The 13,401-nt window shown below is 33.5% G+C and carries 12 protein-coding genes and 3 tRNA genes; 4 read left to right on the forward strand and 11 right to left on the reverse strand.

The genetic code is table 11. From position 1 onward, the window contains the following. The first annotated feature begins 1 nt into the window (after position 1). Positions 2 to 85, forward strand: coding sequence for an integrase core domain-containing protein (locus tag B9N71_RS13755; RefSeq protein ID WP_141673510.1), 84 nt, complete (start codon positions 2 to 4; stop codon positions 83 to 85). A 339-nt stretch (positions 86 to 424) separates the two neighbouring features. Here the strand turns inward: B9N71_RS13755 and B9N71_RS11540 are convergent. The 8 genes from B9N71_RS11540 to znuA form a co-directional block, all read right to left on the reverse strand. After that, positions 425 to 500: transfer RNA gene (locus tag B9N71_RS11540), tRNA-Lys, on the reverse strand. A gap of 132 nt (positions 501 to 632) precedes the next feature. Beyond that, positions 633 to 1,370 carry a tol-pal system protein YbgF gene (gene ybgF, locus B9N71_RS11545; RefSeq protein WP_034914776.1) on the reverse strand — a complete coding sequence of 246 codons (738 nt, stop codon included), beginning with the start codon at positions 1,368 to 1,370 and terminating at the stop codon, positions 633 to 635. A gap of 67 nt (positions 1,371 to 1,437) precedes the next feature. Continuing rightward, positions 1,438 to 1,917 carry a peptidoglycan-associated lipoprotein Pal gene (gene pal, locus B9N71_RS11550; RefSeq protein WP_034914778.1) on the reverse strand — a complete coding sequence of 160 codons (480 nt, stop codon included), beginning with the start codon at positions 1,915 to 1,917 and terminating at the stop codon, positions 1,438 to 1,440. 160 nt (positions 1,918 to 2,077) lie between these two features. Further along, positions 2,078 to 3,373 carry a Tol-Pal system beta propeller repeat protein TolB gene (tolB, locus tag B9N71_RS11555; RefSeq protein WP_085166026.1) on the reverse strand — a complete coding sequence of 432 codons (1,296 nt, stop codon included), beginning with the start codon at positions 3,371 to 3,373 and terminating at the stop codon, positions 2,078 to 2,080. A gap of 415 nt (positions 3,374 to 3,788) precedes the next feature. Then, complete coding sequence (mutM, locus tag B9N71_RS11560) at positions 3,789 to 4,598, reverse strand: bifunctional DNA-formamidopyrimidine glycosylase/DNA-(apurinic or apyrimidinic site) lyase (RefSeq protein ID WP_085166023.1); 810 nt, start codon at positions 4,596 to 4,598, stop codon at positions 3,789 to 3,791. An 11-nt stretch (positions 4,599 to 4,609) separates the two neighbouring features. After that, positions 4,610 to 6,943 (reverse strand): bifunctional glycosyl transferase/transpeptidase, encoded by a 2,334-nt coding sequence (gene mrcB / locus B9N71_RS11565; RefSeq protein WP_208610502.1) that lies wholly within the window; start codon positions 6,941 to 6,943, stop codon positions 4,610 to 4,612. A gap of 128 nt (positions 6,944 to 7,071) precedes the next feature. Continuing rightward, on the reverse strand, positions 7,072 to 8,421 hold the full coding sequence (gene mepM / locus B9N71_RS11570; protein WP_143422132.1) for a murein DD-endopeptidase MepM: 1,350 nt from the start codon (positions 8,419 to 8,421) through the stop codon (positions 7,072 to 7,074). 28 nt (positions 8,422 to 8,449) lie between these two features. Continuing rightward, positions 8,450 to 9,400, reverse strand: coding sequence for a zinc ABC transporter substrate-binding protein ZnuA (gene znuA / locus B9N71_RS11575; protein WP_202983961.1), 951 nt, complete (start codon positions 9,398 to 9,400; stop codon positions 8,450 to 8,452). A 93-nt stretch (positions 9,401 to 9,493) separates the two neighbouring features. Here znuA and znuC point away from each other — a divergent pair, with 93 nt between their 5' ends. The 3 genes from znuC to B9N71_RS11590 all read left to right on the forward strand — a co-directional run bounded on the left by znuC (position 9,494) and on the right by B9N71_RS11590 (position 12,716). Beyond that, complete coding sequence (gene znuC / locus B9N71_RS11580; RefSeq protein WP_065590726.1) at positions 9,494 to 10,276, forward strand: zinc ABC transporter ATP-binding protein ZnuC; 783 nt, start codon at positions 9,494 to 9,496, stop codon at positions 10,274 to 10,276. Further along, positions 10,269 to 11,069 carry a zinc ABC transporter permease subunit ZnuB gene (gene znuB, locus B9N71_RS11585; RefSeq protein WP_085166028.1) on the forward strand — a complete coding sequence of 267 codons (801 nt, stop codon included), beginning with the start codon at positions 10,269 to 10,271 and terminating at the stop codon, positions 11,067 to 11,069. The genes znuC and znuB overlap by 8 nt, the downstream gene beginning before the upstream one ends. A 123-nt stretch (positions 11,070 to 11,192) precedes the next feature. Beyond that, positions 11,193 to 12,716, forward strand: a complete 1,524-nt coding sequence (locus B9N71_RS11590; RefSeq protein ID WP_085166025.1) for a YifB family Mg chelatase-like AAA ATPase — start codon at positions 11,193 to 11,195, stop codon at positions 12,714 to 12,716. A gap of 5 nt (positions 12,717 to 12,721) precedes the next feature. Here the strand turns inward: B9N71_RS11590 and B9N71_RS11595 are convergent, their stop codons facing one another. The 3 genes from B9N71_RS11595 to B9N71_RS11605 all read right to left on the reverse strand — a co-directional run bounded on the left by B9N71_RS11595 (position 12,722) and on the right by B9N71_RS11605 (position 13,355). After that, positions 12,722 to 13,060: a MaoP family protein gene (locus B9N71_RS11595; RefSeq protein WP_034914792.1), complete on the reverse strand. Its 339-nt coding sequence runs from the start codon at positions 13,058 to 13,060 to the stop codon at positions 12,722 to 12,724. A gap of 134 nt (positions 13,061 to 13,194) precedes the next feature. Beyond that, positions 13,195 to 13,270 (reverse strand) — tRNA-Trp (locus tag B9N71_RS11600). Between the two features lie 8 nt (positions 13,271 to 13,278). After that, positions 13,279 to 13,355: transfer RNA gene (locus tag B9N71_RS11605), tRNA-Asp, on the reverse strand. Between the last annotated feature and the right edge of the window lie 46 nt (positions 13,356 to 13,401).

Genomic DNA, 13,401 nt, shown 5'->3' on the forward strand with positions numbered 1-13,401 from the left:
AATGATTTATAATACCGAAAGACCACATGAGGCATTAAATAACATGACACCGATTGAGTATAAAACACTAAAACAAGCAGCATGATTTTCTATGTGAGTTGTGTACTAAGTTTGGGGTATTTACAATTCCGATAAATCCCAATTTAGCCCAGCACTCTTATAAAAGATGATGTGTTAAGCAAAAGTTTTTATACTATTAAATGTATTTATTTAGAATCAGCAAGTAATTAGCGATTCAAAAGATAGGAGTATAAAACCTAAAGAGAGTTCTTTCTTATTTAGGCGCAGCTGATATTATTAATTCAATATAAAAAGGAAGTTATTGTAAAATATCTATCAATATTTTGCTAAGACCATTTTCCCCAAAACTTATTGCTTGCTTTAATTGGAAAAAATTTATTGGTTAAATTTTAAAGGTCAATAATGGTGGGTCGTGAGCGATTCGAACGCTCGACCAACGGATTAAAAGTCCGCTGCTCTACCGACTGAGCTAACGACCCATTTGATAAGAACTACTATGCACTTAATAGCTGAAACGATAAGTAATTTCGGGGTGCTATAATACTTATAATTGTATTACTACGCAACCACTTTATTGCTACATTTTTCTAATAGCTGATTATTTATACATTTCATTTTAGTGACGCTAACTTTTTATTAGCAAGCACTACCGCATTCTTATCTTTTGGGTATTTATTCACTACTTGTTGAAAAACAGTTTTAGCTTTTTTGGTATCTCCTTTATCAAGTAAAATTAACCCCACTTTATAAAGACTATCAGCAGCTTTGGAAGAAGACGGAAAATCTTTTACTACAGTAGCATAATAAAATGAAGCATCATTTTTTTTACTTTGTTTATATAAAAGCTGACCTAGCCAATAGTTAACATTAGCTCGATAACTAGACTTTGGATAAGATTTCAGATGTTTTTTAAAGGCATCAATAACCTCGTTATTTTGCTTGCCTTCATTAACAAATCGGATTATAAAATTATAATCCGCTTTATCATCGCCAGTAGTTACCCATCCAGATAAATCTGATGAAGATTTGGACAAAGTAGGATCTGAAGATGTTTTTGAACTATATCCTTCTCCTTGTAAATCAAAATCGGTATTTGAAGAAAATCCTGAACTATTAGTCATTTGTTGAAGAATCATTTTCTGGCGTTCAATTATCTGATTAAGTTGATATTTTGTCTCTTCTAACTGACCACGAAGAGTATCTACATCTGCTTGCAAATCGCTAATTTTTTGTTGGTTTTCAATCAATAGCTGTCCTTGTGCTTGAACCGTTTGATCAATGTCGGAACTACTTGCTGCACAACCAGTAAATAAAAGGAATAAAAGTAATGTGAGTATTTTTTTATGCATATTATATAAGACTCAGTGTAAACTTAAAATTAAAAACGGCTGAATAATCAGCCGCTATAAGATGTTATTAGTATCCTACATAGGTTACTACTGCACGACGATTTTTAGCATACGCTTCTTCATCATGACCTAACACAGCAGGTTTTTCTTTACCATAAGAAACGATTTCCATTTGACTTGCAGAAGCACCGTTACCTTGTAAATATGATTTAACTGCAGCAGCACGACGTTCACCTAATGCGATATTATATTCTGGAGTACCGCGTTCATCAGCATGACCTTCAATAACAACTTTTATGTTACTTGTACGAATAAATTCAGCATGTGCATTTAATAATGTTGCATATTCAGATCTAACATTATATTTATCAAAGTCAAAATAAACTGTATTAATTTGTTGTAATTTTTGAAGTTGCTCTAAGGCTTCTTTTGATAAAGCACCATTTAAATTACCACTAACGGTTTGGCTGCTATTAGATGAGCAAGCAGTTACAGCGATTAATGGTAAAGCAACCGCTGCTACTTTAAGAAATTTAGAAAATTGCATTGTATAAACTCCTGTTGTTTGAATAAATTCTATTTATATATCTAACCAACTTCTAAGTAACGCCCATTACAGGCCTGAAAGATTAGAGTAATATATTATAACGACCTTAAACTTTACACAATTTTAATAATTGAAATGTAGTTGTTTTTTTAAGCTGTCTTTATAAATATGGTGACCATGCAGGGAATTTTACTTGCCCATCGGTTGCTGGTAACCTTGCTTTGAAATTACCATCTGTAGAAACAAGGTTCAAAATTGTACCTAACCCTTGAGATGAACTATAAATGATCATTGTACCATTTGGTGCAATACTTGGCGTTTCATCTAAAAAAGTATCAGTTAAACGTTGATAGGTTTTTGTATCCATATCATATCGAGTTATATGTTGTTCGCCATTATTGCTTGATATCATTGCAATAAACGAACCATCAGGTGACACTCTGGCATTCTGATTTTGCGTATTATCCCAAGTTACCCTCTGCGATTCACCTGTATTTATATTAATACTATATAACTGCGGGCGACCTGCTTGATCAGAAGTGTAAACAATAGTTTGATTGTCCGGCATCCAAGATGGTTCTGTATTATTACTACGGCTAGAAGTAATTTGAGTAATTTGTTTGTTACTTAACGTCATCATATATAAATTTAAGCTACCGCCTTTAGATAGAGCAAATGCTAATTTACTACCGTCTGGAGAAAATGCTGGTGCTCCATTATGTTGAGGGAAAGAAGCTATTGTTTGTACAGCTCCACTATCCAAAGTTTTTAACACTAATGAAGAATGCCCCCCTTCAAAAGTTACATAAGCTATTTTTTTCCCATCTGGTGACCAAGTAGGAGACATTAATGGTTCCTTAGAACGATGAACAGTAATTTGATCATAACCATCATAATCAGACACTCTTAATTCGTGCGAAAACGGCCCTTTAGTCATTTTTACAACATAAGCAATTCGTGTTCTAAATGCTCCCTTAATACCAGTTAGTGATTCAAAGATTTCATCACTTGCAGTATGAGCTGCATAACGAACCCAACGCTTTTCAATAGAGAATTGATTTTGAGCTAAAACTGTACCTGGTCGATTAACTGTATCGACTAATTGATAATTTATAAGATATTTTCCTGACGCATCAGGTTGTATTGAGCCAACAACAACAGCTGAAACACCAACTTTGTTCCATACAGTTGGAGTAACCTCTGAAGCTGTTGTCGGTTTCTGAGGCATTTGATTAACGTCAATAGGATTGAACTTACCACTGTTACGCAAATCAGAAGCAATAATTTCTTCAATGGCTTGTGGCGGTTCTCCACCACCTGTCCATTTAAATGGGGCAACAGCTATAGGTTTAGCTGAGCTCACTCCATCAGTAATAATAATTCTAACTTCAGAATTAGCCATTGAGGTAAAAAGTAAAATAAAACAAGTTGCCAAAAAGCGGGAGGCGAATTTGATCATCTTAAATTCCTTAATAAAAATAAGATACACAGAGTTGAATAAAATATAAAATCATAAAAAACAGAAAACCAAGCTTTTAGGAATTCATATGCTGTCTCTAATTAATTCCATATATTAAGCTTTACAAGCCATTAACAATTATACCCTGAGAAAGATAGTCGATATCTAGTCACAAGTCTATAGCCTTTAAAATAAAAAGATTTTTATCATTTAATTGTTTGATTATATATAATAATCAAAGTGATATTAAAAATAATTATTCTAAATCTAATTGCTTATACTAATCCTATTTAGGTAAGGTTTAAAGAGTTTCATAAGATATTTTTATATAAGCGGTAGAAGGGATGTATTAAAAATGTTAAAGCCATTTGACAAATAGCCAAAAGTGATAATTTTGGCTTAATAAGTATTTCTATTTTTGACAAAATTTACAATAAAAAGTATTACGCTGTCCAATTTTTTGTGATTTTATTTCTGTACCACAAATCAGACATTGTTCACCTTCGCGTCCATAAACTTGTAACTCCTGTGCAAAATATCCAGGTTTACCATTAGACTGCAGGAAATCCTTGAGTGTTGTTCCTCCTTGTTTAATTGATTTAGTAAGAACTTGCTTAATAGCAGCTACAAGCCTTTCAAATTCATTTAATTGTAAGGAGTTTACTTTTCGAGTAGGGTTGATTTTTGCCATAAATAACGATTCAGAAGCATAAATATTACCAACCCCAACCACAATATGGTTATCCATAATCCAACTTTTTATGGGAACTTTTCGACTCCTTGCTTTTTCAAATAAATATTCAGCTGAAAATTCGTCACTTAAAGGCTCTGGTCCCAAATGTTGTAATTGAGATATTTCGTCTAGCGAATTTGCCCAAAGCCAAGATCCAAAACGCCTAGGATCGGTATAACGTAAAGTAACGCCGTTTTCTAAAACTAAATCAATATGATCATGCTTTTCTGCTTTTTGTGGATTTTTTAAAATACGTAAACTTCCAGACATTCCTAGATGAATTACGATCCAATTGTTGGGTAACTGTAATAATAAATATTTTGCACGACGTTTTATATCTAAAATAACTTGCCCGTGCACATTACTTATAGCCTTATCAACGGGCCAACGTAATTTAGGTTGTCGAACAATAATTTTATCGATAATCTGTCCTTTCAAATACGGCAAAATACCTCGACGACTTGTCTCAACTTCTGGTAATTCAGGCATATAATTTCCATTTAGTTATTTAATAGGTCAGTAACCCAAGTTGGTGCCTGCTGAACGGACCTAGGCTGGTTATTCGCTGAGCATAAGCTATGAGGGTTAATTGTCCATACTGGTAAAGAGCGAATACCACTTCCATCACATTGCCACTGTCCATCACTATCAATAGGTACCATAAAAATATTTTGAGGTAGTGGCAATACTAATTTCTTTGGTGGATTATTTTGTAAATATTCACTATAAATTTTTAAGGCGCCAGTTGCTCCTGTTAATTTCATTGGAGAATGATCATCTAAACCAATCCAAACAACAGCAACATTTTTACCATCTATCCCTGTAAACCAGCTGTCACGAGAATCATTACTTGTTCCTGTCTTAGCTGCTAAATTAAATGAACCATATTTAGCTTTTAATGAACGAGATGTCCCCGTGTTAACAACTTGTTGCATAGCATAAGTGGTTAAATAAGCTGATTGTTGAGATACAGCCTGAAGCTGTTGTGGGTAGCTTTGATAAACTAGCTCACCTTTATCGGTTAATACATATCTTAAAATAGAAAGTGGAGATCGTTGACCATTATTAGCTATCGTTTGAAACATCTGCGCCGTTTCTAACGGTGTTAATTCTAAAGCACCTAGTAATCTTGATGGTAAATTAGATATACGGTCTGTTGATACACCTAATGATTGTAAAGTATTCCTTGTTGCATCAAGCCCTAATGCCATTCCTAGATTAACTGTTGGCACATTAAGCGAAAGTGCTAAAGCATCTACTAACATAACACGATCACGAAATTTACGATCATAGTTTTTCGGTTCCCAATAATCATTACCATCAAGCTTTATTGATAAAGGTTTATCATCAAGCCAAGTATTAAGTTGGTAATGGTCGGGTTGCCCTAGTGCAGTTAAATAAGTTGACGGTTTAGCTAATGAACCAATTGCTCGCTGAGTTAACCAAGCACGGTTATATCCTGGATAACGAGGTTCAGCACTACCAATGATAGAGCGAATTTCTCCAGTTTCTCGGCTAACTATAACCATTGCTGTTTGTAATTCTTTATTAGTTGATTTTCGCAGTTTCTCAATTACGTTAGTTACCGCTTGCTCTGCAGCTGATTGAGCTATAGGATCAAAGGTAGTAAAAATCTTCATACCAGACAGATGTTCTGCCTTATCGCCTAATTGTTTTCTAAGTTCACTACGCACAACTTGCATAAATGCTGGTTGTGGCGAAATTACACCACCTTTGGGCAAAACTGATAGTGGGCGCTGACTTAATAAATTATACAACTCATCATCAATAATACCTTGCTGCTGAGCAAGTTTTAAAACAACATTACGACGTTCAATAACTTGTTGAGGTTGTGTCCAAGGATTATATAATGAAGCTCCTTTTACCATGCCAACAAGTACCGCTTGCTGATCTAATGTCAGTTCATTAACTGGGCGACCAAAATAGTAAAGACTTGCTAATGGAAAACCATGGATCTCTTCACTACCCGCTTGCCCAAAATAAACTTCGTTTAAATAAAGCTCTAAAATACGTTCTTTGCTATAGCGTCCATCCAAAATAAGAGCCATATAAGCTTCACGTATTTTGCGACTTAAACTACGTTCGTTAGTTAAAAAAAGGTTTTTGACTGTTTGCTGAGTTAATGTACTTCCACCTTCAGTACGACCTGTTGTTAAATTAACAAAAATCGCACGACCAATAGAATATAAACTTACGCCATGATGATCATAAAAACGTTTATCTTCCGTTGCGACTAATGTTTGTAATAATGAATCAGGAAACTCTTTTAATGGAACAAACAGCCGTTGTTCTCCATTTGGAGAATGCATCATAGTAATTAATTTAGGATCAATCTTAAGCAATCCAAAATCACGACCTGAATCTATATTAGTAATACGATCAATACGATTTTCATAAAAAGTTATTCTAACTCTAAAAGCTTGCTCTTCACCATCAGGAAAAGTAAAAGGTCGACGATAAATTTCAACCGCATCATTTCTTACAATAAATTCGCCTGGACGAGTAGCTTTGGTATCTTGTTGACGATATTGCGCACCAACTAATATTGTTACCACATCATTTAGACTATATTCACTATCTGGTTCAAGATCAATAATTTGTCCATAAACTGCAGCCGGTAACTCCCATACATTTCCATCAATCCGTTCTTTAATTTGTTGATCAAGATAAACACCATAAATAATAGCCACTGCAGCAAAGACAAGAAACAACTTAAATAGTAGTGTCAAAAATCGTCGCCAAAGTGTAGTCTTTTTATTTTTTCTGGTCTTTTTAGAAGAGCGTTTTTTTTCTGTTTTAATTGATGTTTTCAAACTGCACCTAACATTTATTATTAAATAATAATTAGCTTATGATAACATAATTTTTAAGGGCACCTTGACCACCTTTTTTAAAAAGGCCAGGTAAGTAAAGGTTTAAATATAAAAACAAATATATAAACTTAAAAGTTTAGTTGAGAGCTAATACTTTTAACTTTTGAAAAGAATGCCTTTCTCGACTTACCTGTTAATCCTTCTGAAATAGGTAAACTTGCTGTTAATGGATTAACTGGCTTGTTATTAATATGTAATTCAAAATGAAGATGAGGTCCAGTAGAACGCCCTGTATTTCCCGATAGGCCGATTTTATCGCCTTGCTTAACTTGTTGACCTGGTTTAACTAAAATTTTATCCAAGTGCATATAAGTTGTCATATACTGACGACCATGCCGAATAGCAATATAGTTACCCGCTGAACCACTATATTTTGCAATTACTACTTCACCATTACCAACGGATAATACAGGAGTACCACGTGATACAGCAAAATCAACACCATTATGAGGGGCTATTTGTCCTGTAACTGGATGTAAACGACGTGGATTAAATCCAGAAGAAACACGTGCTTTTTTCGCTAAAGGATAACGGAAAAAACTCTGCGATAAGCTGTTACCATTAATATCATAATATTTACCATCATCAGCTAAAATAGCATAATAATCCTTATTTCCATTTTTAATTCGAATACCTAACAACTGACTATTAGATAAGCTTTTACCATGCATTTCCCGTGTTAGAGCAACTGAAAATTTATCACCAACTTGTAATCGACGAAAATCTAAGCGCCACTGTAAAGCGCGAGTAATAATACCTATTTCATTACTAGTTAACCCACTTTTTCGAGCATCGGCAACAAAACTAGATTTAATGTCACCTTTTATAACAATATTTTGTGGGATGACTTCAGCAGTTTCAGAGCTTTCTATAAATTTATCACCCGATTTTTCATAGATTCGAATATTATTGCTTGATATTGTCCAACTAAAAGTTTGCAAATTATGATTATCATCAGTTGTCCAACTAATTTGTTGACCAATTCGTAGATTTGCAAGTTGCTTAAATTTTGTTGTTAATTGATAGATATCATTTTTATTAACATTATAACGAATTAGAATATCATGCAAAGTATCGCCACGAACAATAGTATATTGTACTGCATTATCTTTACCATCAACGATATCATCTAATTCATCTTTAACAATTTCATCTTCAGGAACATCAGATGATTCAGCAACGGCAGCCATTTTCCCATTTACTATCTCGACTTTTCCATCACCATCAATAGAGCTGGAATTATCATTTACAGTAGTTTCAACTTGAGGAGTTAAAGGAACATAAATTGTTCGATCCAAATTGAGCGGACGCCACAGAACAGTAAATAAAATAACAATAAAAAGAACGCCCAATATTGAAAAATAGGGAATTTTAAAATTATTTTTTTCAATACTGAAGGATTTTATTTTTCTTGCCAAAATTAACCTTAACTATTTATTACTAAAACTAATTTTTATCTAAACAATCCAACAGTTGCTGTGTTAAATTTGTTAAAAATTGTAAATATGCACCTTTTGAAGGTGTTATACTCGTTCCTAATGGATTCAATTCTCCAATTCGAACATCTGTTCCACTCACTAATTTTTCAATAACTGCAGGGCTAAACTGTGGCTCACGAAATACACATACTGCTTGGTGCTCTTTGAGCTCCTGTTGAATAGCATAAACTTTTTGAACACCGGGCTGAACTGCTGGATTTATAGTAAAACTGCCTAGTTTTTTTAATCCGAACTGTGCCTCAAAATACCCATAGGCGTCATGAAACACAAAATACCCTCTATTTTGTACGGTAATTAGTTTTTTTGCAATGTTTTGTTCTGTTTCTGTGAGTTTAGTAATGAATTCGTTTAAATTTTCATCAATTAATATGCTTTTATCTGGATAAAGCGTAACAAGTCTATCATGAATTGATTGTGCGATAATTTTAGCAATTTTAGGTGAAAGCCAAATATGCTCATCATATTCACCATGGTGATCTTGATTGACCTCATCATGAGAATGATCATCTTCGTGATCATCATGGCTGGTTCTAAGTAACGATTTGATTTCTGGTACAGCCATTAATTCAATTTGCTTTTGCTTATCTATATTTTTTAAAATTGTTGGCATAAAAGCTTCCATATCTTCACCGACCCAAACCACAAGTTCGGCTGATTTAAGTTTTGCTAAATCAGAGGGCTTTAAATAATAAGTGTGTGGAGATGCGCTATCAGGAAGTAAAATATCATTATCAGTTACTCCTGAAGCAATGGCTTCAGTAATAAACCCAATGGGCTTTACAGATGAAATAACTGTCGCATTAGCTATGTTAGTGATAGTTTGCATAAATATTAATGAACAAAATATCATTAAAGAACAGATTAATTGTTTACTATTTTGTGCAATATATTTTTTCACACCATATATCCTATATTTAAAAGTATGATAGAATAAAAACATTAATTGTTATAATATAACATAACATTATTGTAGGCAAGGGCTCTTAACGATATGACACCACTAATTTCTCTTGATAGTGTTTCAGTAGAAATTGACCATCAAAAAATATTATATGACGTTTCGTTAGCAATACATCTTAATCAAATTATTACATTACTTGGTCCCAATGGTGCAGGTAAATCAACTCTAGTAAAAGTCATTTTAGGTTTAATTCCATTTACTTCAGGGACAATTAAGCGTTCAACCAATTTAACAATTGGTTATGTACCACAATCAATTAATTTAAATACCACTCTGCCTATTACTGTTAAACGTTTTATGCACTTAAATAAACAGTTAAATACCGAAAAAATTTTTAATACGTTATCAATGGTAAAAGCTGAATATTTGATTAATAAATCTATGCATCAATTATCGGGTGGAGAATTGCAACGCGTATTATTAGCTCAAGCCTTAGCAAAGCAACCTCAATTATTAATTCTTGATGAACCAACTCAAGGAGTGGATGTTAGTGGTCAAGTATTATTATATGATTTAATCGTTAATGCAAAAAAACAGTTTAATTGCGGTGTATTAATGGTTTCTCATGATCTTCATTTAGTTATGGCAAAAACAGATGAAGTAATTTGTTTAAATCATCATATTTGTTGTTCAGGCACACCTGCTATTGTATCTAATGATCCTGAGTTTATTTCTCTCTTTGGACGACATGGGGCTTCACAAATCGCTGTTTATAAACATCATCATAATCATCAACATGATTGCTGCACTTCTACTATTGATCAACATAAGCAAATTGCTATGTCTAGTTATGGAAAAAAAAATAATGATTGAGTTACTATTACCTTCTTTATTAGCTGGTTTATGCTTAACAAGCATAACTGGTCCCTTAGGTACTTTCGTTGTTTGGCGTAAAATGTCTTATTTTGGTGATACCCTATCCCATGCTGCTTTACTTGGTATCGCTTTTGGTTTTTTACTGAATATCAATTTATTTTATGCAGTCATTTGTGTAACTCTTTTACTGGCCTTAGGATTACTTTGGTTAGAAGCTCAAAAACAACTTCCAATTGATAGTTTACTTGGTATTTTAGCTCATAGTGCATTATCTCTTGGTTTAGTTGTAATTAGTTTAATGAATAATATCCGAATCGATCTAATGGGATACTTATTTGGTGATCTATTATCAGTAACATATTCTGATCTTTATCAAATTACTACTTGTGTAGCATTTATTGGTGCCTTATTGCTTTGGCGATGGAATGACATTTTATTTATTACTGTAAGTGAAGAGTTAGCTTTTAGTCACGGTATTAATGTTCAAATAACAAAATTGCTTTTAACTCTACTGTTGGCGCTAACAATAGGTCTATCAATGAAATTTGTTGGAGCTCTGATTATTACATCTTTACTTATCATCCCTGCCGCAACAGCCAAATATTATTCAAAAACTCCCGAGGCAATGGCAATAATTGCTATAATAATTGGTATGTTATCAGTGATTACAGGACTAATATTTTCTTTTATTTACGACACACCAACAGGGCCATCAATTGTATTAAGTAATACTTGTTTATTTTTTATATCATTATTTATTTCAAAATTAACTTTAAACAAAAAAAATTAAGATTATTGCAAAATTAGATTATTTATTGCGTGACATATCCCATTAATAAAAATGACTTTAATAATCAGTTAACTATTTCTAATACTATAATAGTACAATTCAATATGTTGATAATTAAAAACTATGTCACTTGCAATTATTTATACTCGAGCATCTATTGGAATACAAGCACCGTTGATAAACGTTGAAGTTCATATTAGTAACGGGTTACCTGGTTTTGTTTTAGTTGGTCTGCCTGAAGCAACGGTTAAAGAAGCTAAAGATCGAGTTAGAAGTGCTATTATTAATAGTGGTTTTACTTTTCCTTCAAAAAAAATAACTGTTAACTTATCTCCTGCAGATCTTCCAAAAGAAGGAAGTCGCTTTGATTTACCAATAGCTATCGCTATTCTTGCCGCTACAGAGCAAATTCCAACAGATAATCTATTACATTATGAATTTTTGGGAGAATTAGCTCTTTCAGGTAATATTAGAGCAGTAAAAGGAGCAATTCCGGCAGCTATTTCTTCTAAAAAGAAAAATCGCACACTAATTATTTCAGCAGAAAATCAATCTGAAATTTCTTTAATTCACCAAAACAATACTTTAATCACCAATAACTTATTAGAGTTATGCCAATATTTATATAACGAAATTGACTTGCCAGCAGTCCAATATCGTGAATACAAAGATATTGATAATAATTTATCAAGCCTACAAGATATAATCGGACAGGAACAAGCCAAAAGAGCATTAGAAATTGCAGCCGCAGGAGGTCACAATTTACTATTAATTGGACCTCCTGGAACAGGTAAGACTATGTTAGCAACTCGTTTGACTTCCCTGTTACCTCAATTATCTGATGAAGAAGCACTTGAAAGTGCGGCAATAACTAGTCTAGTTAGTCCAAATGGATCAATTAAAAACTGGCGTAAGAGGCCGTTTAGATCACCTCACCATAGCGCATCAGCAGCAGCATTGGTTGGCGGAGGAACAATACCTAAACCAGGAGAAATATCACTAGCACATAATGGGGTTTTATTTTTAGATGAATTACCAGAATTTAACCGAAAAGTATTAGACGCTCTTAGAGAACCAATTGAGTCAGGTGAAATTATCATTTCGAGAGCAAACGCAAAAATAAAATTTCCTGCTAAGTTTCAATTAATAGCAGCAATGAATCCAAGCCCTACAGGACATTATCAAGGAACACACAATAGAACAACACCCCAGCAAACAATTCGCTATCTAAATCGACTTTCAGGACCATTTCTCGATAGATTTGATATTTCTATTGAAGTACCTTTATTGCCTAAAGGCACCTTAAGTCAAAAAAAGACTTCCGATGAATCAACCGAAACGGTAAAACAGCGAGTTTTACAAGCAAGAAATATTCAGTTTAAAAGAAACAATAAATTAAATAGTCAGTTAAGTGCAAATGAAATACAATGTTATTGCAAATTATCAGATGAAAATAATGAATATTTAGAACAAGCATTGATTAAATTAGGACTCTCTGCTAGGGCGTGGCATCGTATATTAAAAGTATCGCGTACAATTGCAGATTTAGATTCGTCAGAAAATATAGAACGAAAACATATTTCAGAAGCATTAAGTTATCGTTCTATGGATCGATTATTAATTCAATTACACAAAAATATCGGTTAAAAGAATTAGTCGTCACTATCGACAAAATCATCAGTTGTATCAACTTGAGGCTTCCCGCCGGATAATGTATGAAAGCGTTTAGGCTTATTTATACGAGAAAGATATTTTAGCCAAGTTTTTTCGAAATCAGTTGATGGTTCCTTTTTACCTTTACAAACGGCAACAAATGATTTTTCTTCTGCTGTAGTAGGTTTTCTAACTTCTGTATCAAGATCTTTAAAAGCACACCCATGTTTTTCCAAAATAAGAGCTTCTTTAATAGTAAAGTCTCCGTGACGAGAAAATCCTCTTGGATAATTCTTATTATCAAAAAAACGTTGTTGACTTACAAAACTCTCAGCCATGTTCTATCCTCTAGGTTGTAAAAGTATCTGGGCAGGAATTATAATTGACTAAGTTAATCTGTAAATAGAATTCTTTTATTTGTTCTACCAAAAATGACTAAATGATTAAATTTAAAACAGAACAATTATTTTTGTGGCAGGGGCGGAGAGTCTCGAACTCCCAACACCCGGTTTTGGAGACCGGTGCTCTACCAATTGAACTACGCCCCTAAATAAGGTGGCGGAACGGACGGGGCTCGAACCCGCGACCCCCTGCGTGACAGGCAGGTATTCTAACCAACTGAACTACCGCTCCACCGTATTTGGTATGTATATATAAAATTTAAAAGTCTGGCGGCACC

The organism is Gilliamella bombi, assembly GCF_900103255.1.
In the GTDB taxonomy this organism is placed as follows: domain Bacteria; phylum Pseudomonadota; class Gammaproteobacteria; order Enterobacterales; family Orbaceae; genus Gilliamella; species Gilliamella bombi.